Origin of the sequence: Corynebacterium durum (assembly GCF_030408675.1) — a bacterium.
Taxonomy (GTDB): Bacteria; Actinomycetota; Actinomycetes; order Mycobacteriales; family Mycobacteriaceae; genus Corynebacterium; species Corynebacterium durum.
On record NZ_CP047200.1, the window covers coordinates 2,055,829 to 2,078,658 of the forward strand.

Sequence of the window (22,830 nt, forward strand, 5' to 3'; positions counted from 1 at the left end):
CTTACGCGGTCCACAAGTCCACGCCGTGAGTACGACATTCTTGTACTAGGTTTGTCTTTAGCTCGTCGTCGCCCTGGAAGGCATCTTCTAGGATGACAAGGCGTTCAGGTTCGAGAACGACAAGCGCTCGCAGCTGCTCGAGTGTGGGCTTAGTGTGTTCATCGAGGTAAGCCATAACTAAGCCGTCCAAAACATTGAAGACATGTAAGCCAGCCACGTCCACGCCCGTGACCTGTTCCGTGAGGGAAAAACCAAGTTTCAGCAGAATCTCAGTTAGCAAGGCCTCTGGGCGAGCATGGTCGTCGGCCGACTCGTGCATCTGCGTAAACAAATCAGAAAGTTCATCTGCGTCCAAAGAAGAGTCAGCACGCCACTTGGTGAAATTCGTATCCACCAGCTTGTAGGCACGGAAACCCACATCCAAAGCCTTTGAGCATCCATCCAGCTTCGTTGCTTCTTCCTGAAGAATCTTGGTTCCAGCACGTCGAATGCGCTCACGGGAAATATCCGCGATTGTTTCAAATCCCTGCTCGCGCGCCACAGACCCTGCCGGAGTTGGCTCCGGCAATTGAACAGATATACAGCGCCGATTGCCGCCGTCTTCAGAATTAAGCTGCATGATAGCGTCGGCGGTGGTGCCGGAGCCAGCGAAGAAGTCGAGGACAAGATTGTCATTATTGGGGGAAGTCAGCACTTGCAATAATCGTTTGATCAGACGTGTCGGCTTAGGTGTCTCAAAAATCGCTGTTGTATGGAACAATGCTCGAATCTCTTTTCGAGCTTCATCATTATGACCGGCAAACTCATGCGTCCACCAGGTACTGGGAACAGTCCCCTGCTGCACTTCGCTTAAGTATCTCTTTAATTGCGGTGCTCCAGTACCATTCTTACCCCAGTAGATACGTTTTTCATCGATATAGCGTCGGAGAGTTTCTTCAGAGAACGCCCAACATCGTCCAGTTGGCGGGTTATAAATTTCACCCGTATTGGGGTTAGTTATCGGGAAGTCATTTGCAGCGTTATATGTGCGCACTGAGAGATTATCCGTACGGTAGGGCCCTCGACCATCTCCATCATTATGCTTGTAAGGCTTATTATTCTCAGCCGTGCGCGGAAATAAACCACGCACAAATGCGTCTGACCGGCTGAATAAAATAATAAAATCATGCATGTCTGAGAAGCGTTTCGCATCATTGGCTGGAGCATATTTCTTCTGCCAACAAATGTTTGCATAGAACATATCGGACGAAAAAACTTCTTCCATCATCATGAGTAGTCGAGGCAACTCATCATCATCGATACTGACAGCAATAACCCCATCCTCCCGCAGTAAATTCCTCGCCAACTTAAGCCGCGGATACATCATGTTAAGCCAGTTCGAGTGGAAGCGGCCTACCGACTCGGTGTTGGTGGAGAGTTTGCCATCGCCGTCACGCTGGCCAGTGATGTCCAAATAGGTGCCAATCGGGTCAGCATAGTCGTCTTCGTAGACGAAGTCATTGCCTGTGTTATACGGCGGATCAATATAAATCATCTTGATCTTGCCGTAGTAATGCTTCTGAAGGATCTTCAGGACTTCCAAATTGTCCCCCTCAATGACCACGTTCTGCGTGTTCTCCCAGTCCACGGAGTTTTCATGGTCAGGCGCGAGTGTTGCGGTGGTAGGAGTCTGGGCTGCCGTGATCGCTTGCGATTTACCTGGCCAGAACAAGCCAAAACGCTCACCCCCCGCAGCGTCTTCACCGAGGAGCGTTTGCAGAGCAGCAACGTCAATTTTGCCATCGGCAATCACTTCAGGAAAAAGTGAGGCAAGCTTCTGCGCAACTTCACTCTGGAAGTTAGGTGAGGTAGCGGGCACTTCGTTCATTTGATCACTCATTATCTTCAATTCTGTTTGGATTACTGGCTAGGATTGGAACGTTTTCTAGGCGTGGAGAATTGTCAGTTAGGGAGATACCTCCCGCAGGCCAGCCCTATTATCATAACCTCAAAGATGCCTTTTGAAGGAAGATTGCCACTAGTTCTCACCGACGTCCCCACGCGTGTAGACCTCGTCAACAGTAATCTCCCCTACCCCCTCATCTCCATCTGCGGCATATCCACCAATACACAGCACCAGGTCAAAAACACCACGTCAATCAGCGGCAACCCCTCCCCCTCTGGCAGCTGCACTAAAGAAACACACAGTTCCCTAGCACCAGGCTCAACAACCCCCACCTCCACATCGCCACGCATAATCACCCTCCCCTTGCGCCACGGCGACACCCGCCGCAGCTCATAGCTCCGCCCTGCGCAGTCCCCCACCAGCGTGGATACCGTGAGACCGGGCTGGGTGAGGGTGAATACTTCTCCGCCAGACGTGGTACCACGGCACCGGAAGCGCACGGTGCGGGTGAGACGTTCGATGAGCAGGCTTTCCTCGTCGCCGATATAGATCACGTCGGAAAGCACGTGCGCGAGCTGCGTCCCGCCATCCCCCGCACCAACACCATCAGCCCCAACACCACCCAAACCAGAATCCCCCACACCGGAATCACCACCGCAACCCTGTGCACCTGCGGCGGCGGTCGCGGCGTCGAGAAGCGTGTTTCCGCGCCACACCAACTGCTGAGAGTCCATTTAGATGAAGAAGTACCAGATGATAAACGGGGTCATGGCGGCCAGGGTCATGGTGAGAACCCAGGTGGTGCTCACCAGTTTTTCCTCCAGCGTGAGGCGCGCGATCCAGGCGACAAAGGCGGCTTCGACGGGCGTGAGCTGGGCGTCGGGCTCCATTTCTACGATCACGTGCCGTACGCCGTGGTTGGCACCGCTGAACTGGCCGAGTTTGGTGCCGTCTTGGTCCTCGATAACCCAGTCGGATTTGGCCTCGTTTACCATGCGCAGGGAGCGCTGCCCCAGGTCAAGCATGATTTCGTCGGAGCGGCTGAAGCGCTGCTTGTTGGGGTGCGCGCTAAACGACGCCCCATTCGGCCGGTCCGCTTTCGCCCCACCCTTGCCGTTAAACACCAGGTCAATTTTCTCCGGCGAGTCGCCCTCAAGGGTGGCGAATTGCACGTCGGGTGAGGCGGAGGTGTCGTACACGAAGGTGGCGATGACCTGCCCCTCCGGGTCGCCCAGGTGCAGTTTCATGGACGTGACTTTGCCTTGGGAGTCACGGGCACCCCACACAAGGTTCTCCATTGCGACAATTCCCCTTCTTTTCTTGCAGCCGGTTCTTTAGCAGCCGATCAGGCGTTGCGCGAGGTAAGCCTGCAGCTCCGACAGCGAAATACGTTCCTGTGCCATAGTATCGCGCTCGCGTACAGTCACGGCATTGTCTTCGAGGGTGTCAAAGTCCACAGTCACACAGAATGGGGTGCCGATCTCATCCTGACGACGGTACCTACGCCCAATCGCCCCCGACGTGTCATAGTCAACACTCCAGAATTGCCGCAACTCCGCCGCCACTTTCTCCGCCACCGGCGTCAGCGTTTCCTTCTTGCTCAGCGGCAGCACCGCCACCTTCACCGGGGCCAGGCGGCGATCCAGCTTCAGGACCACACGCTTATCGACGCCCCCCTTCGCATTCGGCGCTTCATCCTCATGGTAGGCATCCACCAGGAACGCCATCAGGGAGCGACCCAGGCCCGCAGCCGGTTCAATCACATATGGAATCCAGCGCTCATTGGAATCCTGATCAAAATACGACAAATCCTCGCCCGACCCCTTCGCGTGGGTGGACAAATCAAAATCGGTGCGGTTAGCGATACCCTCCAGCTCACCCCACTGGCCATTAGCAAAATGGAAGGCATACTCAATATCCACAGTGCGCTTGGAGTAGTGGGACAGCTTCTCCTGCGGGTGCTCGTACAAACGCAGATTATCCGGGTTAATCCCCAAATCCACGTACCAGTTGAAGCGCTGGTCAATCCAGTACTGGTGCCACTCCTCATCCGTGCCGGGCTTGACGAAAAACTCCATTTCCATCTGCTCAAACTCACGGGTGCGGAAAATGAAGTTACCCGGCGTGATCTCGTTGCGGAAGGACTTGCCAATCTGCGCAATGCCAAACGGCGGTTTCATGCGAGCTGTGGTCATCACGTTCTTGAAGTTGACGAAAATACCCTGCGCAGTCTCTGGGCGGAGATAATGCAGGCCCTCCTCATCATCCACTGGGCCGAGGAAGGTTTTCAACATGCCGGAAAACTCTTTCGGCTCCGTCCAGTTGCCTGGCTGTCCCGTCTCAGGGTCGTTGATGTCCGCAAGGCCATTTGCTGGCGGGTGGCCGTGCTTCTCCTCATATGCCTCCAGCAAATGATCCGCGCGGTACCGCTTGTGCGTGTGCAGCGATTCCACCAGCGGGTCCGTGAACACCTCCAAGTGGCCGGAACTCACCCACACCTGGCGAGGCAAAATCACCGAAGAATCAAGGCCAACCACATCCGCCCGCGACGTGACCATGGCACGCCACCACTGCTTCTTGATGTTCTCCTTCAACTCCACACCGAGCGGGCCGTAGTCCCAGGCCGAACGGGTGCCACCATAGATCTCACCACAGGGGTAGACCAAACCACGCCGTTTACACAGGTTCACCACGGTCTCAATCACGGATTGGTTAGCCACGAGACTTAAACTCCTCAAACAAAATCTTGCGCTGCTCTTGCGTTACTCTTGCGGTGATGCTCGGCACCTTGACGAGCACATACCTCTGCACAAGTGTAGCCCACCAGCCCGAGAGGCAATTGCGCAGGTCCACGGGTAAGAAACGTCACAGTTCACTTGGGGCGTTCCTTAAACCTTTCCATTAATTTTTTTTAATGGATATGATGCTACATAAAGTGCAGATACTGAGGTGCTGGCCTGCACATGCTGTGCGCCCTGAAGAGTTGGTTATTTATCGTGGTGAGAAGGATCTGGAATGGTTACTAAGAGCGAAACGGCAGTACCCAAGCTCGGTGCACGCAACACCCGGCAACGAACCGCAGTGGTCAGCGTCCTTCGCGACATGGACTACTTCGCCTCAGCCAAAAAAATCCACGAAGAACTCACCCGGCGCGATTACAAAGTCGGCCTGACCACCGTGTACCGCACACTACAATCCCTGTCCGACATTGATGCCGTAGACGTGCTGCACATGTCCAGTGGGGAATCCCTCTACCGCGCATGCGCCACGGAAACCCACCACCATCACCTTGTGTGCACCGAATGCGGGCGCACCGTGGAAATCGACGGCGGCCCTGTCGAACGCTGGGCCCGCGAAGTAGCCCACAAGCACGGATTCACCCTCACCGGGCACACCGCCGAGGTGTTTGGGCTCTGCAATGAATGCCGACCGGTGGAGGGGTAGGTTGTTGCTTTTGGGGTTTGGGCGGGTACTCCTGGCCTGTGTTTTACCGTAATTACACCGTTCGGGTGGGGATTGGTGTAATTATGATCTGCCCCTGCTGGAAAACCCCAGTTCACAGAAGTAGCACAGAACATAACTACACCGTTTTCGTGAGAAAGGTGTAAAAATGTTCTGCCCTGCAAAGTGTGCTTATGCCCAAGCACGAAAACCGGCGATTTTTGAGCTTGAGCATAAGCAAACTTTCACCCTTGTCATATAGGTCCATCGCCAGGCTCGAAAACGGGGTGTTTCCGTACCTGCCGGTGGACCTACTTGCACGCAAACATTTGCACTAACGTTGTTCAAGAACCGTGGCAGCGCCGTGCTCTATCAAACTGCACGTTTGACCAGGCAAATGCGGAAGTTTGATAGAGCATCACCAACCACACAACCGCCGTGCTCCACCAAAATGCCGCCACCCCGTGAAATTCCCATACACCCAAGCCCAAAAACACCCCATTGCCGCACCTGACGGTATACAAACTTTGCACAACCCAAACGGCTATCCCACTATCCCAGCGCCACCCCGAAGAGGTTGCCCAGCCCATAGGTAATCCCCGCAGCCCCCAGGCCAATCGCGAGTTGTCGCAGCGCCCGGAGTCCAGGCGAGGTGCCCGACAGCACGCCCACGATACCGCCAGTGCACATCAGCGCAATGCCAACGAGCATGCAGGCAAGCACAGCGGCCACCATGGGGCTGGCACCAAAAATGAAGGGCAGGATGGGAATCAGCGCCCCAGAGGCAAAGAAGAGGAAACTGGACAGCGCTGCTGACCAGCCACTTCCCACAACCTCAGCGTTTGCGTGGGGGGCCGCCCCCACCGGCGCACCACCTGAAACACCCCCCAAGCCCGAACCAACACCCGAGCCCCGCACGCTGGATAGCACCTTTCGAGCATGTGCTTCGGCGGCGTCGGGATCCATGCCGCGGGCGCGGTACACCAGGGCGAGTTCGTTGGCGTTGATGTCCAGCTTGGGCAGCGCCCCGTCGGTGTCGGGGCTGGGCGCGGAGGCTTCAAGGAGTTCCCTTTGGGAGCACACGGACACGTATTCGCCAGCACCCATGGACAGCGCCCCCGCGAGCAGCCCGGAAATGCCGGTGAGCAGCACATAGCTGGTGTCTACACCCGATCCGACCACGCCGAGCACCAGTGCCAGGTTGGATACCAGGCCGTCGTTGGCACCGAACACGGCAGCGCGGAAATTGCCGGACATTTTCTCCCGGCTTTTCGCGGCGAGTCCGCGCACCACTTCGGCGTGGATGCGCTCGTCGGCGGTCATCTGGTCTGTAGCGTCGTCGTCTTTTTCGTAGGGGGTGCGTGCCTCGGCGGATTGCATCAGGGCCAGGGTGAACACGGAGCCGAATCGTTTGGCCAAGAACCCCATGAGCAGGGTGGAGTAGTCGGGCCTGCGCGGCATGCCCACGTGGTCGCCAAGGAGGGTTCGCCAATGTTCTTCGTGGCGGGCCTCGGCCTCGGCGATGCCCAGCAGAATTTCGCGTTCCTCACCCTGCTTTTTCAGAGCGAGTTCACGGTAGACGGCAGCTTCGGCGCGTTCGTTGGCCAGGTAGCGCTGCCAGCGTTTGATTTGCTTGCGGGTTGGTGCGGTCGGCGTTGCTGCGGAAGATGCTGTCATCTATTTCACCCCGCCGAATCGGCGGTCGCGCCGCGCGTATTCCAACACTGCGGCGTAGAGGTCGTCAGGGGTGAAGTCGGGGAAGAGTTTGTCCTGGTACACCATTTCGGCGTAGGCCGATTGCCAGAGCAGGAAGTTGGAGGTGCGTTTCTCGCCGGAGGGGCGCAGGAACAGGTCAACGTCGGGCATGTCGGGCTCGTCGAGAAAATCAGCGAAGTTTTTTTCGTTGATGTCCTCGGGCCGGAGTTTCCCCTCGGCGGCGAGGGCGGCGATGCTGCGGGCGGCGTCGACAATTTCGGCGCGGCCACCATAGTTGACGCACATGGCGAGCGTCATGGCGGTGTTGTCTTTGGTGAGTTCCTCGGCGGTCTCCAGCTCACGGATCACGCTGCGCCACAGGCGCGGGCGACGCCCCACCCAGCGGATACGCACGCCTTTGTCGTGCAGGCCGTCGCGTTGGCGCCGCAGCACGTCGCGGTTGAACCCCATGAGGAAGCGCACCTCCCCCACGCTGCGCCGCCAGTTTTCCGTGGAGAAGGCGTAGGCGGAGAGATAAGGGATGCCGAGTTCGAGGCAGGCGTCGACAATGCTGAGCAGCACCGCCTCGCCGCGTTTGTGTCCTTCCGTGCGCGGCAGCCCGCGTTCCTGCGCCCACCGGCCGTTGCCGTCCATGACCAGGGCGACGTGCGTGGGCAGAAACTCGTCGGGCACCGCAGGGGTGGTTGAGAAGACAGTCACCCCCCTATTGTGCCACCACCGTCGACAAAATCCAGAGCCTGCACTTTACGCTCCATGTGCCATTGCACATGCGCCCGGGTCATCTGGTGTACGTGATGTGACACGTCATCGAAAAAACCATCGCCCGCGCTTATCGACGCCTCCCGCGCGGCGTCCACAGCCCGCCACTGGTTGTGCGCCAACCACCACATCACCCGCAGCGCCTCCGGGGGCGGGGTGGCGGATCCCGGCGGACGGCATTCCGTGCACACCGCTCCCCCGGCCTCCGGGTGGAAAGCGCGATGCGGGCCGGGTGTGCCGCACTGCGCGCAGTTGAACAGGCTGGGTGCCCAGCCAGCGTGGTCCATGGCTTGCAGTAAGAAAGCGTCCAATACCAGGGTGGGGTCTGGGTGCTGTTGGATGCGGCGGAGGGTGGTGAGCAGGGCGTCGTAAAGAAATGGATCTTCGCCGTTTTCCGCAACGGCCAGGCGTTCGGCGGCCTCTAGGGCGGCGCAGGCGGTGGTGTAGCGCGGATAATCCTCAATGATGCCGGCCCCGAAATAGGAGACGGTATCGGCGGCGGTGATGTTCGCAAGCGCGCGACCTGGGTAGAGCAACACATCCAGCTCCACAAACAACTGCACGCGGGAACCAAACCTGCTTTTGGAACGCCGAACCCCCTTTGCCACGCCGCGCACCAGACCGTGGCCGCGGGTGAGCAGCACAACAATGCGGTCGGCCTCTGCGAAATCGTAGGAGCGCACCACCACGGCGCGTTCCCGGTAATTCTCCCTAGCCACTTAGAAACCCAGACGTCCCAACGCCTTCGGGTCGGACTGCCAGTTTTTCAGCACCTTAATGCGCAGATCCAGGTAAATGTTCTGGTTCAGAAGCTTAATAATCTCCAGGCGGGCGCGGTGCACGATGCCGCTGAGCCGACGGCCGTCTTTACCCGCAATGATGTTCTTCTGGCCGGGGCGCTCCACGTACAGCACCGCATGCACATTCAGCACACCCTCGCGGTCCTGGTCAGGCAGCACCTCGTCAATCTCCACCGCCACCGAGTGCGGCAGCTCGTGCTTCAGGCCCGACAGTGCGGCCTCGCGGATCAGTTCCGCCATGCGGGTATTCACATCGTCATCCGTGACGTGATCATCCGGGTAGAACTTCGGTCCCTCCGGCAGTAGCGACACAATCACATCCAGCAGCACATCCACCTGTTCCCCGCTCACCGCAGAGACCGGAACCACCTCGCATTCCCCGCCCAGGAGTTCATGCACCGCCATCAGCTGCTCCGCCACCCGATCACGCGACACTTTATCCACCTTGGTCACCACGCCCAGCAGCGTGGTCTTGGGAGCGACCCGGCGCACGGCCTCCACAATCCAGCGGTCGCCGGGGCCGATCTTCTCATCAGCGGGAACCGTCACCCCAATCACGTCCACATCGGCGTAGGTGTCTTTGACCACCTCGTTCAAGCGTTCACCCAGCAGCGTGCGGGGACGGTGCAGGCCGGGGGTGTCCACCACAATCACCTGCGCATCCTCGCGGTGCACAATGCCCCGGATGGGGTGGCGGGTGGTTTCCGGCTGGTCGGCCGTGATGGCGATCTTCTGCCCCACCAGCGCATTTGTCAGCGTTGACTTGCCGGTGTTGGGGCGGCCAACAAAACTGACAAAACCTGACCTGAAACCCTCCGGGGTGTCAGAAAACATGGGGACTCCTTTAGTGTTCGAGTGGATCGGCGGGCTGCTGGACGTCGATAAGCACTGAGGTTACCCGCATACGGCCGCGACGGTCACGCTGGCCCTCCGCGGTCAAGCGCAGGCCCGAATGCTCCACCGTCACCCCCGGCAGCGGAACCCTGCCCAGGGCATACGCCAACAGACCACCGACGGTGTCCACCTGATCCAGGGTTTCGTCGCTGAACACCAGATCCTCATTCAGCGTCTCATCCACCAGATCGTGCAGGTCATCCAAGCTTAAGCGCGAGACCACGCGGAAAGTTCGGGGGCTGATCTGCTCAATCGGGGCGACCTCCGCATCGTCGTACTCGTCGGCGATCTCACCAACGATTTCCTCCAAAATATCCTCAATGGAAATAAGCCCAGCGATGCCGCCGTACTCATCCACCAGCATCGCAATGTGGAAACGCTCACGCTGCATCTGCTCCAGCAGATCATCAAGCTTCTTCGAATCCGGCACAAACGTCGCGGGCCGCATCACCTCCGACACAGACACCCCACGACCCGCATCCGTCTTGTGATACGTCTTTTGCACCACATCCTTCAAATACACCACCCCCACAATGTCATCCACATTCTCCCCCACCACCGGAATGCGGGAATGCCCCGAGCGCACACACAACGCCGTGGCCTGGCCAGCGGTTTTATCCGCCTCAATCCACACCATCTCCGGGCGCGGCACCATCACCGAGCGCGCCGTCGTGTCACTCAAATCAAGGATTGACTGGATCATCCGGCGCTCATCCACCTCCACCACGCCGCGCTCCTGGGCAAAATCCACCATCTCCAGCAACGCCACCTCAGAGGTGTACGGGCCACCCTGAAACGGCTCGCCCGGGACCAACTTATTACCCACCCACACCAGGGCATTCGCCGCCGGACCCAACAGCCACGCCACTGTGGACAACGCCAACGCTGAATTCCTGGCCACAACATACGGGTTCCGGCGGGCCAGCGTGCGCGAGGAAATGCCGATAATCGTGTACATCACCAGCGTCACCCCCGCGATCGCCGCCACCATTGCCCACAGCCTGGACGAAATCAACTGCAGGGCCAACGCGCCCGTCAACACCGCCGCCGTCACATCCAACAAGCGACTAAGCAGCACCAACAAGTTAATGTGCTCCGACTTGCGGTCCAACACCGCCAGCAGGCGCTGCGCGCCCGGCACATTTTCCTTCGCGTCCTCCTCCACCTGGGCGCGGGAAATCATGGCCACGGCTGTCTCCACGGCATTCAACACGCCAGCGGACAACAGCGCGGCCACGGCGCCAACGCCCATCACAAAGGATTCCATCTAGTGCCCGTCAGCTCCTGGGGCGTCGGTGCCTGGATTGGTCTTCGAGTCTTCTTGCATGTCCCGGTCCAGCTGCTCGCGCTCCGCCGCAGTTGGAAACGCGCCCGGATTCATCGGCTTCGGCTGATACACCACCCCGCGCGCGGCAAGATCGTCATACCAGTCCGCCAGAATCTCATTCTGCAGAGAAAACATCTCCTTCTCCTCGGCGGGAGTGATGTGATCGTAGCCCAGCAGATGCAAACAGCCGTGCACCGTCAACAGCGCCAACTCGTGGCCCAGGCCATGGCCCGCCTTTCGGGCCTGCCTGTTCGCAAAATCAGGGCACAGCACAATATCGCCCAGCATTGACGGCCCCGGATCTGGCGCATCGGGACGCCCCGACCCGGGTGCCAACTCATCCATGGGGAAACTCATCACATCCGTCGGCCCCTCCAAATCCAACCAACGAACATGCAGATCCGCGATGGTATCCAAATCCACAATGTGAATGGACAACTCCGCATCCGGGTGCACATCCATGCACTTTAAGGCAAAGGACGCCACATCAACCAGAGCTTCCTCGTTCACGCCCACATCGGCGGAATCCTCCAAAACCTCAGCCTCTCGCTCGCTGGGTGTATAGGAATACCCGGACTCGTTAAACACCTCAATGCTCATTAGCGCTCCTCCCGCTGGACTCGTTTGCCCTGTTCAGCCCGCTCCTGCTTAGCAATCTGGGCCGTCTCATAATCGTCGTAGGCATCCACAATCGCGCTGACCAGCTGGTGGCGCACCACGTCATCGCTGCCCAGCCCCGAGAAATGCACATCATCCACGCCGCGCAGAATATGACGCACCAGCCGCAGCCCGGACTTCTGCCCACCCGGCAAATCCACCTGAGTAATATCGCCCGTGACCACCATCTTTGAGCCGAAACCCAGTCGCGTCAAAAACATCTTCATCTGAGCCGGGGTGGTGTTTTGCGCCTCATCCAGGATCACAAACGCATCATTGAGCGTCCGCCCACGCATGTACGCCAGCGGCGCCACCTCGACAATCCCGGCCTCCATCAGCTTCGGAATCATCTCTGGCTCCACCATGTCCCGCAACGCATCATGCAGCGGCCGCAAATACGGGTCAATCTTCTCATTCAACGTGCCCGGAAGAAAGCCCAGCTTCTCCCCCGCCTCCACCGCCGGGCGGGTCAGAATAATGCGGCTGACCTGCTTGGCGTGCAGCGCCTGCACGGCTTTAGCCATGGCCAAATACGTTTTACCAGTACCCGCAGGACCCAGACCAAACACAATGGTGTTCTGGTCAATGGCATCCACGTATTCTTTCTGGCCCAGAGTTTTCGGGCGGATCGCCTTGCCGCGCCGGGTAATGATGTTCTCCGCCAGCGCCTTTGAGACTGACAAAGGTGCCTCCACCGTCACAATAGCCACGGCCTGCTTCACCGATTCGGGGCTGATCACGTGCCCTCGCCGGGCTATGGCCTGCAGCTCGTCCAGCACCTTGCGGGCGCGCGCAATCTCATGCGTCGGACCGGTCAGGGTCACGGCGGTGCCGCGCACGAAAATATCCGCAGCCAGCTGGTTTTCCAACACTTTTAAATTGTCATCATGCGTGCCCAACACGGTTTGCGCCACTGCTGGCTCCAGCTTGTAGGTCTGGGTCATGATGTCCGACTTGCTATAAATGGCCAAGAAAATACCTCCGCAGCTACTCTACCAGCGCCCCGAGCACACCCCTAAGGCCGCCAACGCCACCATCGCCGCACTCGCCGTGCGCAACACCTCCTGCCCGAGCAGCACCGCCCGCGCCCCCGCCTGGGTGAACTCCGCCACCTCGTCCGGGGCAAGCCCGCCCTCCGGTCCGATCACAAACAGCACCTGCGGGCAGGTGGAAAAATCGATGCTGCTAAACGACGCCGCGGCATCCTCATGCAGCAGCAACGCCAGGCCGCCGTCGGCCACAACCTCACGAATCAGGGCCGCGATACCTGCGGTGTCCTGCACGTCCCGCACCTCGGGAACCCAGCTGCGTCGCGACTGCTTCGCCGCCGACACCGCCATCGCACGCCATTTAGCCACGCCCTTCTCGCGCTTCGCCCCCTGCCACTTGGCCACGCACCGCGATGCCTGCCACGGCACAATCACATCCGCCCCGGCCTGAGTGGCCAAATCCACCGCCAACTCCGAACGCTCCGACTTCGGCAACGCCTGCACCACAATCGCCTGCGGCGTGGGTTGTGGCACCTGCGTCCGCTTCTCGACGTCCCCCACAAGACGATCCTTGCCACTGACGGCGGTGACCAGCACCTCGGCGGTGGTGCCGCGGCCGTCGACAAGCATGATGCGCTCGCCAACGCGCAAGCGGGTAACCGTCACCGCGTGGCGTGCCTCCGGGCCGGTCAGCTCTATCTGCGTGCCGTCGGAGGGAATTGGGGCGTCGAAAAGAAAAACCGGAAGCGACATGCTACCTGCGGAACCTGTTGCGCAGGCGGGAGAACAGATTCTCCTGCTCCGCAGCCGCCAGGCGCACCTCAGACGTTTCTTCGCGGTGCGTGCGCAGCTGCTCCAGAAGCTTGCGGGACTCCGAATCCAGATCCTTCGGAACCGTCACCTCAACATGCGCAATCACATCGCCCGTGCCATCGGCGCGCAGCTTCGGCATACCCGCGCCCGGCAGGTGAATCTGATCCGAGGGCTGTGAACCCGGCGCGACATGCACCGTCAACTGCTCGCCGCTCAAAGCCTCTACTTCAATATCAGTACCCAGGGCGGCGTCCACCATGGGGACGGTGAGCGTCATGTGCAGATCATCACCATCGCGGCGGAACACCGGGTGGGGTTCCATGGACACCTCAACGTACAGGTCGCCAGCGGGGCCGCCACCAGCACCAACCTCGCCTTGACCCGCCATGCGGATGCGCATGCCGTCGTTGATACCGGCGGGAACATTCACCACCAGATCGCGGCGCGCCCGCATGCGACCGTCACCGCCGCACTTGTGGCAAGGGTCGGTGATGCGCTCCCCGAAGCCCTGGCACGTGGGACAGGGCCGGGAGGTCATGACATTACCTAGGAAGGAACGCTGCATTTCCTGGATTTCGCCGGTGCCCTGGCAGCTGGCACACGGGACGGGCTTGGCTTTCGACTCCGAGCCGGTGCCCGAACAGTGATCGCACAGGACGGCGGTATCCACCGTGATGTCCTTCTTCACGCCGCTATACGCCTCACCGAGGGTGATGGTGGTGCGAAGCAGGGCGTCGTTACCCGGCTGGACGCGGGAACGCGGGCCGCGGCCACCCGCAGCAGCCCCGAAGAACGCCTCGAAAATGTCGCCCAGGCCGCCGCCGAAACCACCGAAACCGCCGCCCGGGGCCGCAGCCTGCTCCAACGGGTCGCCGCCCATGTCCACGATGCGTCGCTTCTCAGGGTCAAGCAGAACTTCCTGCGCAATCGAAATTTCCCGGAATTTCGTCGCGGCTTCCTCCGTGCCATTCACATCCGGGTGGTACTTGCGGGCCAGCGAGCGGTACGCCTTTTTAATCTCAGCGTCCGAAGCCGAACGGTCAACTCCGAGAATGCCGTAATAGTCACGAGCCACAGTGAAAACAAACTTCCTTTTATTTTGTTGGTTCTTAAAATAACGTCACCACAGTGTACTGCACGGGAGTGGTTTACTGCCCAGCGAGTACCCGGCTGACATAGTGTGCAACAGCTGACACCTTAGACATTGTTCCCAAATAGTCCATGTACGTGGGGCCCACCACACCCAGCCCGCCGAACGTGGCCCCCGTCGCACCGTAGCCAGTGGTGACAATCGAGGTGGTGTACAAATCCTCGTCCTCGTTCTCCTCGCCGATGCTCACCTGCACCTCACCCAAATCCCGGGCAGTAGACAGCAGTTTCAGCACCACCACCTGCTCTTCCAGGGCCTCCAGGACCGCAGGGAGATCCCCGCTCATGCGGCTCAGATTCGACGCCCCCGCCAAAATCAAGCGATCACTCGGGGCCTCCACCAGCGTTTCAATGAGCACTGTCGATGAGCGAATCACGGCATCCCGAATATCCTCCGGGGCGTTGCTGGCGAGATCCGCCAAAGACACACTCGCGTCCGACAGGGTTTTACCCACCAGCGCCTGATTCAGCACCTCCTTCAACCGGGCAGCCTGCTCCATTGACACCGCGGCTCCCAGCTCCACGTTGCGCTGCTCCACCCGGCCTATGTCCGTGATCAACACAAGCAAAAGCCTGAGTTCGGAAATAGTGACCACCTCGCAATGCCGCACCCGCGACACCTTCAACGTGGGCAACTGCACCACCGCCGCCTGGCGAGTCAGCTGGCTCAGTAACTGTACCGAACGGCGCAGCACGTCCTCCACGTCCACGCCCTCGTTCAAGAACCTAGAAATAGCAGCGTGCTCCGCCTGGGATAGGGGCTTTACCTCGTTGATGGAATCCACAAACAGGCGGTACCCCTTCTGCGTGGGAATCCGACCCGAACTGGCGTGCTGCTGCTCGATATAGCCCTCCGACTCCAGCGCAGCCATATCATTACGGATTGTCGCCGAACTCACGCCGAGGCTGTGGCGATCTACCAACGTCTTCGACCCCACCGGCTCCTGCGAGGCAATATAGTCCGCCACAATCGCACGCAAAACCTCATGGCGACGACGCTGCGTAGCACTAGACATAGCAGGCACTCCTTGCGGTTTGTTGGGTACTTGGGTGGTGCTGGCTTTTTAGTAGGTGTTGGTTCTGGTTGCGGGTCTGGGTTTGGGTTTGGTTCTGGCGACAGTCTACCGAGTCACACCCTCTAGTATGCCAACCAAGCGTCCCCTAACCTACAGACATGGATAACGTATCGCAGACACTGTTCTACCCGCTACTCGGCCGCGCCCTGGCCTCCCGCCAATGGCCCGACCTCTTCCCCGACCCCTGGGCGCGGCAAGCCGAAGAAATAGCCCGCAAAGAAGGAACCACTGCGAAAGCGATGGAGGGATTCCCCACCATCATCTACGGGCTGAGACACCGCATCAGCGTGCTAGAAATTACCCGCTACCTCGACGAACACCCCGGTGCCGCCGTGGTGAACATCGGCTGCGGCCTGGACAGCCTCGCCCAAGACCTAGGCGGCTACGACTGCACCATCTACAACCTCGACTTCCCCGACGTCATAGACATGCGGGCGCGGTGGATCCCCCGCGCTGAGAACGAAAAAGAACTCCCCTACTCCGCCACCGACTTGGAATGGATTGACCACGTTGATGCCAGCCGTGGGGTCATTGCCGTCGCTGCAGGCGTGTTCTTCTACCTCGACATAGACGACGTTCGCGCCCTAGTTACCGCCATGGCCGAACGTTTCCCCGGCGGCCGCCTCACCTACGACGCCGAAAGCCCATCCATGACCGAACGCAGCGAACGCATGGTTGCTAAAAACGGCACCCCCACGCCCATGCCATTCAAGCTCAAAGACCCCTACACGCCCCGCACCTGGAGCGACAACATTGCCGACGTCCACGTCACCTTCAACTTCCTCGACTACTTCCCACGCAGCCTCCGGCGACAACTCCCCCTCTTCACATTCCGTTTCGGCATGTTCATGATCAAACTTGTGCGCGGAATGTACCAGGTGACTATTGACTTTAAGGGTTAGGTTGGGGAGAAAAGCAGGTGAGGGTGGCTTTCCAGAAACGGGTGTTGAACAACATTTGCACAGAAGCTTACCAATCCTCAAGCTCAAAAACGCCATTTTTCACGCCTGAACATGGGTTAGCTTTACGCGGTCCAATCTTTCCCGCATTTAATCGCTAACGTGGCTTGGTCTTGATCTTCTGACTTCCAAGCGACCGCAGAGTGCCGTCCAAGAAATTATTATTTCGTGTCTTTGCCACGCAGAGCCAAGAACCGTTGTGCTCGATTCCTTCGGTTTTTAGCATATCTTGCCATTTGTCTTTATTGGCATCCATATAATCAGCAGCCTTTGCATCACACGATAGGTTTACACCATCACCTCCAGACTGGCTATACACAACTTCCCCAGTATGCGGCTCATTACAGCCAACAACCTGGTCTGCACGATCAGGATTAAAGCAACTCCGCAACCCAGGTAAGTGACGAAGATCCGCGACCCACTTACCCTCTACCGACTCTTCCAATGAGTAAGGAAAGCTAACCTTACATCCGCTAGAGATTGGTTCGTAAGAAATTCCTGGCGAAAGGGTATCAACTGCAACATTCCCGCCCATGTAATTTACCAACACATCCGACCCGCAACTGGAAACGCTTGAGATTACTTCACCATCATGTTGCGTATCACATGGCACAGCTGTTTCCGATGACGATAGACATTTTTGACCCGATCCGTCGCTTGTTTTTTGCGACCCTTCAATCTGCGGAACATTTGCAACTGAAGAAGTATCCATAGTTTGTGATGACAAAATATTATCCCGGGAATCCCTATTACTATCATTAATGATAGTAATAGGGATAGAAATTCCAAAAATTGTAAATGAACACAAAGTCAAAGGAAGTAAGCTCACTCCTAGTTTTTTTATTTTTTCCCAACTTAAAAACCCACCCACATCACTTCCTTTAGAATTTTCTATCTCATTCTTTTCGGCGCTCATCATCACTCAAGAACCGCATCATAGACGACTGCTGTAACTGGCTCATATCCGCAATTCCTCACACCTTCATCTAGGTAAAACTGCAGGAAGACAACATTCTTACCATCAACATCCAGCTCTACTTCTGTGACCTCATCAAACCCAACGCGGGTTATCTCACCAAACTGTTTCTTGTTATCAGTGGAACGAATAAGCACCGTTTGATCAATGCCTTTAGATTCATTTCGCTGCCCGACCTTGAACTTTAACTTCGAATAATTCTTCCCAAGATTAAATCGTAAAACTGCTGGATCATAAGACGACCCCCTAGTGAATCCAACATCTTTAGGAACAGTACACGACCTCAGATCGACACCAAATCCAGTTATCCCCGACTGGTCTGCAACGTTATAATTTCCATCTTTCCACTCACCTTGTTTGTCTGAAAAATCGCCTGCAGTAAGCTTCTTTCCAGAGGGCAAAGGAGCAACAGTGTCCGTAGAACTTACCACGCTAGCACTACCACCACTTTCCTTTACACTTGTCGTAGTAGGAGAAGTTGTCGTAGTAGTGGTGGTTGATGTAGATGTGACCACATCGCTAGTTGTTACAGATGTGGACTCTGCAGCATTATTTCCCCCATTTGAACTGCACCCTGTTACAAGCACAAGAGCCGACGCTAGTACCAACACACAGATAGATGAACGCTTCATGCACAACCCCTTACCAAAGAAATATAGATACCTCCTTTAAATATAAAATCCCAATCCCGCCTTGCCGGCAATACCTTTGTCTGCTACTTGCCCCCGCCACAAGAAGAATCGGTTCTTTCCTACACAACTTTCCACAGGATATTGGCCAGAAAATATAAGAGCATCGCCTACCCCCATTTGTAGCACCATACGTCATAATGATCCGAAAAAATGATTACAGTATCATTATTGCTATAATTGATAAAAATTGCTGACTTGTCATCATGGCAAGCACTCTACATTTTCGATTAATATTCAACATTCAACTGACAACTTTCAACCAGATCATCAATAACAAGGCGGCGTGATCATAGTGAAAACTCCAACGCAGTGCGAGGCATCTTGACAGACCACAATCACGTAGATCGTTAAAACAGTGCCTCCATCAACGCGCCAGAAAATCCGAGAAACGCAAGTTTAATAGGTCGCAGCACCGTTTGGATCATTGAACACCGTTAGTGCAAACGTTTGCATAGAAAAAGGTCTATCGCTGGGTACGGAAACACCCTGGTTTCGTACCTGGCAGTGGACCTATATGACAATCATGGAAAATGTGCTTATCACCAAGCCGAAAGACACCCCATTTTCGTGCTTGAGCATAAGCACACTTGACGAGGTCGATCATAACTACACCGTTTCCCACCCGAACAATGTAATTTCAGCAAAAACCCAGTTCAGAAGACATACCGCACCCCTAGCAACCATTGAGCAACGTTCACACGAACTGAGCAGACCGCAGCTTCAGGAGCTTACCCTGCAAAAACGCTACCAATCCCCCCTATTCCTCCTCAGCAATCAACACATCAGCAATAATCCCGTCGGCGAGGAGGCGGCCGGATTCGGTGAGGTAGACGCGGTCGTCGTCAAGCGTGAGCAAGCCTCGGTCCTGGTAGTGCCGCAGCGCCAGCTCGGCACCCTCGCCAAACAAAGAACGCGCAATCCCTTCACGCAACCTCAACCCCAGCATCACTTTCTCCACGTGCCTGTCGTGGGGGCTTAGGTGTTCTTCTTCGGCAATGGGCAACGCCCCCGCCGTGCAGTGTTGGGTGTAGCGGGCGGGGTGTTTGACGTTGAAGAAGCGTCGGTCGCCGAGGTGGGAGTGGGCGCCGGGGCCTGCACCCCACCAGTCGTGGTCACGCCAATAGCCAAGGTTGTGGCGGCATTCACCGTCGGGGCGCGCCCAGTTGGAGACTTCGTACCAATCGAAACCGGCGACGCTGAGCACCCCATCAATCAGTGCGTAGCGGCTGGCCAGGACGTCTTCATCGGTCACCTGTAGTTCCCCGCGCCGAACTTTGCGGGCCATGGCTGTGCCGTCTTCCACGATTAAGGAGTACGCGGATACGTGGTCTACTTCAGCGGCGAGCACGGCTTCGAGGGTGGCACGCACGTCGTCGTCGGTTTCGCCGGGGGTTCCGTAGATCATGTCAAGGTTGACGTGCTCGAATCCGGCGGCGCGTGCTTCTTTCGCGGCCTCCACGGGCCGCCCTGGGGTGTGGCGGCGTTCCAGTACCTGCAGGACACGGCTGGATGCGGATTGCATGCCCAGCGACACCCGCGTGTAGCCCGCCTCCAGCAGCCCCTCAAAGAATTCGGGAGAGGTGGATTCTGGGTTGGATTCGGTTGTCACTTCCGCACCCGGCGTGATGCCGAAACTCTTGCGCACGTATCCCAGCACTTGTGCAAGCCCCGAAGCTCCGAGCATGGAGGGCGTGCCCCCGCCAACAAACACGGTATCGGCGGGCTGCAACGCCCCGCCGAGGCTTTCCGCAGCTAGCTCCAGCTCAATGTCCAGGGCATTGAGGTAGGAGTCCACACTCGCAGAGGAACCCAGTTCGCCGGGGGTGTAGGTGTTGAAGTCGCAGTACCCACAGCGTGACGCGCAGAACGGGACGTGAATGTACACCCCGAAGGGATTGCTCATGAGGCGTATCCGCCGCGCCTGCCGCTTGCTGCCTGGGCGCGTTTGGCCGCTACCTTGGCCACCACGGCGTCGATACGCGCGCGCTCTAACAGGAACGCGGGAGGGTTCGAACCGCGCATGGTGCGAACGTAGGTGGGGTGTTTGCGGGCTACAGTTTCCAGCCAAGCATAGGCGGCGGATTCCACCAGCTGCTTGGACTGCGTGTACAGCAGCGGAAGGGACAGCACGTCCAGGTCGTCGGCGGCCAGGGCGGTGCATTCCAGCACCCATTCCACGATGTGGTGGCAGTGCGCAATCACCAGGTCCGTGCGCGCGCACAGCGCTGTGGTGAATTCCCGCACGATCACTGGGGTTTCGCCGAGCGGGAATTTGTCGGTCAGCGTGCGGTCGGTGATCAACGTGGGTTTTTCGGTGCGCTTTTCGACGTCGTGCAACCCCCACGGTGCACGCACGCTCACCGTTCCCGAGCGAATGCCGGAGGTCAGGGCGTGGCGCACGCCTGTGAGTTCCGCGACCACGCGGCGGGAGTCGTCTCGCGCTTCGGTGAGGATCACCTCGATTTCCATGAGGCAGTCTTCCACAAGCTCCGCATCCCAGTCGGCGATGGCCTCGGCGAGGTTTTCTACGTATTGCGCCACCTCGTCACCAATGTTGTACACCTCTTGGGTGAGTTCACGGTGGCGGAGCAGGGCATCGTCGGCCAGGTTCAACGGGCTGCTCCTTTACTCTTGCGTGCTTGTGCTGCCGCGCGGGCGCACCATGGTGTTGAGATATTAACGGAGATTCACCTTAAAACACATTCAGCACATTCGGTGTGTGCCGCGCCGGATACGCGACACACGCCGCAACGTGGGTACCAAATGGGGGGTTGTTTCCTACCGCTTATAAATCTGGTCGATCTCTTTTTTGAAGCGGCGAACCACCACGTTACGCTTGATTTTCATGGTCGGGGTGAGTTCGTTTTCCTCCTCCGACAGGTCGCGATCCAGGATGTAGAACCTCTTGATCGACTCGGAATGCGACACCAGCGAGTTGGCGTCGTTGATGGCATCCTGGATCTCCGCGCGCAGTGTCGGGTTCACTGCCAACTCGCTGACCGTGCGGGATTCGGGAATGTTGTGGGTGAGCTTCCACCGCTTCAGCGCGGCCTCGTCCAGTGCAATCAGCACACCCACATAGGGTTTGCCGTCGCCCACCACCAGGGCTTGGCTGATCAGGGGGTGGCTGCGCAGGCGATCCTCCAAGGGACCGGGGGACACGTTCTTTCCTCCGGCGGTGACAATCAAATCCTTCTTCCGGCCGGTGATCACGATATGCCCGGAATCCAGTAGTTCGCCCAGGTCACCGGTGTTGAACCAGCCTTCCTGGTCGATGTTTTCGGCCGTGGCCTCCGAGTTGTTCCAATACCCGTCGAACAGTGTCTCACCCCTGAGCAGGATCTCGCCGTCGTCGTTAATGCGGGCAGACATACCGCCCACTGGACGGCCGACCGAGCCGATCACGTTGTCATCAAAGTTCACGGCGGCCGCAGCGGTGGTTTCCGTCAGGCCGTAGCCCTCGTACACTGTGACACCCATGCCCCGGAAAAAATGCAGCAAATCCGGGCTCATGGCCGACCCGCCGGAAATGCAGTACTTCACCGACGCGCCCATAGCCGCCCGGATCTTTGAGTACACCAGCTTGTCAAACATGGCGTGCTTCATCCGTAGCGCCCGCGACGGCCCTTCTGGGGTGTCCAGCGCCCGGGAATAATCCTGCGCCACGCGCTCGGCCTGGGCGAACGCCGCTGCCCGCAGGGGTCCGTTATCCTGCGCGTTCGCCGCCGCGCCGTTGCGGACCTTCTCAAACACGCGCGGCACACCCAGGATCATGTTCGGGCGGGCGCGTTGAAACTCCACGCTCAGGGACGAGAAATCAGACCAGTGCGACTGGGTCGCCCCGCCAATTGCCACCGCCAACGACACCGCCCGAGAGAGCACATGCGCCAGCGGCAGGAATGTGAGCACCCGCGTACCCGGAACTGCGATGGCACCAATCGGGTGCGTGAGCAGCGCCCGCACCTGCGCCAGCCAGTTATGGTGCGTGAGCCGGCAGCCCTTTGGGCGGCCGGTGGTCCCCGAGGTATACACCAGGGATGCCAGGTCGCTGGAGTCCGTGGCGTCGATACGCGCGCGCACCTCATCGTCGCTGATGCCGCGGCCTTCGAACTTGAGGGTCGGGATCGCCGAGGCGTTAATCTCCAGCACGCGCCGCAGCTTCGACGACGACCCCTTCAACGGCGGGCGGCCTTCCGTATCCAGCTCCAGGCGCTTGACCATGTCCGTGTGCTCCGGGGTCTCCGTCACCGCGAACACCGCGCCCGAATCCTCAATAATCCACTCCACCTGGCTCAGTGACGACGACCCGTAAATCGGCACCGTCACAGCCCCCGCCGCCCAAATGGCGAAATCCAACAGCGACCACTCGTAACGCGTCTCGCTGAGCAACGCCACGCGGTCGCCCTGCGTCACGCCATTAGCAATCAGGCCCTTAGCCACCTCAAAAACCTCGTCCACGAATTCCTGAGCAGTCACATTCACCCACTCGAAATTTTGCGGGCGGGTAAATAGCACGCCATACGGGCGCGCCGCCGCTGTGGCCAGCAACGCCGTCACACACGACTCCTTCGGGCCAATCGTGTACTCCGCCGGAGTGCTGTACTCGCCTGTATGGACGGACGTCATGAGGTTCCTTTCATCAAATTCATACACACAACACACTGTCATGCTTTTATGCAGCCTGACAAGCAGCATGA

The 22,830-nt window shown here is 58.3% G+C and carries 21 protein-coding genes; 2 read left to right on the plus strand and 19 right to left on the minus strand.

All coding sequences use genetic code 11. The features are described from left to right. Window position 1 precedes the first annotated feature (1 nt). The 4 genes from CDUR_RS09565 to CDUR_RS09580 form a co-directional block, all read right to left on the minus strand. Window positions 2-1,879 (minus strand): site-specific DNA-methyltransferase, encoded by a 1,878-nt coding sequence (locus tag CDUR_RS09565; RefSeq protein WP_179418030.1) that lies wholly within the window; start codon window positions 1,877-1,879, stop codon window positions 2-4. Window positions 1,880-2,070: 191 nt separating this feature from the next. Then, complete coding sequence (locus CDUR_RS09570) at window positions 2,071-2,619, minus strand: hypothetical protein (RefSeq protein ID WP_233452933.1); 549 nt, start codon at window positions 2,617-2,619, stop codon at window positions 2,071-2,073. Next, window positions 2,620-3,183 carry a hypothetical protein gene (locus CDUR_RS09575; RefSeq protein ID WP_179418031.1) on the minus strand — a complete coding sequence of 188 codons (564 nt, stop codon included), beginning with the start codon at window positions 3,181-3,183 and terminating at the stop codon, window positions 2,620-2,622. It lies immediately after the preceding gene. 36 nt (window positions 3,184-3,219) lie between these two features. After that, entirely contained in the window at window positions 3,220-4,605 is a 1,386-nt protein-coding gene (locus tag CDUR_RS09580; protein WP_006064045.1) for a glycine--tRNA ligase, read from the minus strand. 295 nt (window positions 4,606-4,900) lie between these two features. On the opposite strand from CDUR_RS09580, the gene CDUR_RS09585 reads away from it, so the two are divergent. Then, complete coding sequence (locus CDUR_RS09585; RefSeq protein WP_006064047.1) at window positions 4,901-5,329, plus strand: Fur family transcriptional regulator; 429 nt, start codon at window positions 4,901-4,903, stop codon at window positions 5,327-5,329. Between the two features lie 549 nt (window positions 5,330-5,878). On the opposite strand, the gene CDUR_RS09590 is transcribed toward CDUR_RS09585, so the two are convergent. The 10 genes from CDUR_RS09590 to hrcA form a co-directional block, all read right to left on the minus strand. Beyond that, a complete protein-coding gene (locus tag CDUR_RS09590; RefSeq protein WP_179418032.1) occupies window positions 5,879-7,003 on the minus strand; it encodes a VIT1/CCC1 transporter family protein in 1,125 nt (374 codons plus the stop codon). Continuing rightward, a complete protein-coding gene (locus CDUR_RS09595) occupies window positions 7,004-7,741 on the minus strand; it encodes an isoprenyl transferase (RefSeq protein WP_179418033.1) in 738 nt (245 codons plus the stop codon). Then, complete coding sequence (recO, locus tag CDUR_RS09600) at window positions 7,738-8,520, minus strand: DNA repair protein RecO (protein WP_179418034.1); 783 nt, start codon at window positions 8,518-8,520, stop codon at window positions 7,738-7,740. Before recO ends, CDUR_RS09595 begins: the two co-directional genes overlap by 4 nt. Next, the gene (era, locus tag CDUR_RS09605; protein WP_179418035.1) at window positions 8,521-9,435 is read right to left on the minus strand and encodes a GTPase Era; all 915 of its coding nucleotides are present in this window, start codon (window positions 9,433-9,435) and stop codon (window positions 8,521-8,523) included. A gap of 10 nt (window positions 9,436-9,445) precedes the next feature. After that, on the minus strand, window positions 9,446-10,762 hold the full coding sequence (locus CDUR_RS09610; protein ID WP_179418036.1) for a hemolysin family protein: 1,317 nt from the start codon (window positions 10,760-10,762) through the stop codon (window positions 9,446-9,448). Beyond that, window positions 10,763-11,422 carry an rRNA maturation RNase YbeY gene (ybeY, locus tag CDUR_RS09615; RefSeq protein ID WP_179418037.1) on the minus strand — a complete coding sequence of 220 codons (660 nt, stop codon included), beginning with the start codon at window positions 11,420-11,422 and terminating at the stop codon, window positions 10,763-10,765. Further along, window positions 11,422-12,423 carry a PhoH family protein gene (locus CDUR_RS09620; protein WP_179418038.1) on the minus strand — a complete coding sequence of 334 codons (1,002 nt, stop codon included), beginning with the start codon at window positions 12,421-12,423 and terminating at the stop codon, window positions 11,422-11,424. The genes ybeY and CDUR_RS09620 overlap by 1 nt, the downstream gene beginning before the upstream one ends. A gap of 48 nt (window positions 12,424-12,471) precedes the next feature. Beyond that, window positions 12,472-13,221, minus strand: a complete 750-nt coding sequence (locus tag CDUR_RS09625) for a 16S rRNA (uracil(1498)-N(3))-methyltransferase (RefSeq protein ID WP_179418039.1) — start codon at window positions 13,219-13,221, stop codon at window positions 12,472-12,474. A gap of 1 nt (window position 13,222) precedes the next feature. Then, entirely contained in the window at window positions 13,223-14,356 is a 1,134-nt protein-coding gene (gene dnaJ, locus CDUR_RS09630) for a molecular chaperone DnaJ (protein ID WP_006064059.1), read from the minus strand. A 73-nt stretch (window positions 14,357-14,429) separates the two neighbouring features. After that, window positions 14,430-15,446 carry a heat-inducible transcriptional repressor HrcA gene (gene hrcA, locus CDUR_RS09635; protein ID WP_179418040.1) on the minus strand — a complete coding sequence of 339 codons (1,017 nt, stop codon included), beginning with the start codon at window positions 15,444-15,446 and terminating at the stop codon, window positions 14,430-14,432. 158 nt (window positions 15,447-15,604) lie between these two features. Here hrcA and CDUR_RS09640 point away from each other — a divergent pair, with 158 nt between their 5' ends. Continuing rightward, the gene (locus CDUR_RS09640; protein ID WP_179418041.1) at window positions 15,605-16,408 is read left to right on the plus strand and encodes a class I SAM-dependent methyltransferase; all 804 of its coding nucleotides are present in this window, start codon (window positions 15,605-15,607) and stop codon (window positions 16,406-16,408) included. 154 nt (window positions 16,409-16,562) lie between these two features. Here CDUR_RS09640 and CDUR_RS09645 read toward each other — a convergent pair whose 3' ends face one another. The 5 genes from CDUR_RS09645 to CDUR_RS09665 form a co-directional block, all read right to left on the minus strand. Continuing rightward, window positions 16,563-17,384 (minus strand): hypothetical protein, encoded by an 822-nt coding sequence (locus CDUR_RS09645; protein WP_179418042.1) that lies wholly within the window; start codon window positions 17,382-17,384, stop codon window positions 16,563-16,565. Beyond that, a complete protein-coding gene (locus CDUR_RS09650) occupies window positions 17,384-18,073 on the minus strand; it encodes a hypothetical protein (protein ID WP_179418043.1) in 690 nt (229 codons plus the stop codon). The genes CDUR_RS09645 and CDUR_RS09650 overlap by 1 nt, the downstream gene beginning before the upstream one ends. 817 nt (window positions 18,074-18,890) lie before the next feature. Further along, on the minus strand, window positions 18,891-20,036 hold the full coding sequence (hemW, locus tag CDUR_RS09655; RefSeq protein ID WP_218865436.1) for a radical SAM family heme chaperone HemW: 1,146 nt from the start codon (window positions 20,034-20,036) through the stop codon (window positions 18,891-18,893). After that, entirely contained in the window at window positions 20,033-20,746 is a 714-nt protein-coding gene (locus CDUR_RS09660) for a hypothetical protein (RefSeq protein ID WP_006064069.1), read from the minus strand. Before CDUR_RS09660 ends, hemW begins: the two co-directional genes overlap by 4 nt. A gap of 165 nt (window positions 20,747-20,911) precedes the next feature. Continuing rightward, window positions 20,912-22,759 carry an AMP-dependent synthetase/ligase gene (locus tag CDUR_RS09665; protein WP_179418044.1) on the minus strand — a complete coding sequence of 616 codons (1,848 nt, stop codon included), beginning with the start codon at window positions 22,757-22,759 and terminating at the stop codon, window positions 20,912-20,914. Between the last annotated feature and the right edge of the window lie 71 nt (window positions 22,760-22,830).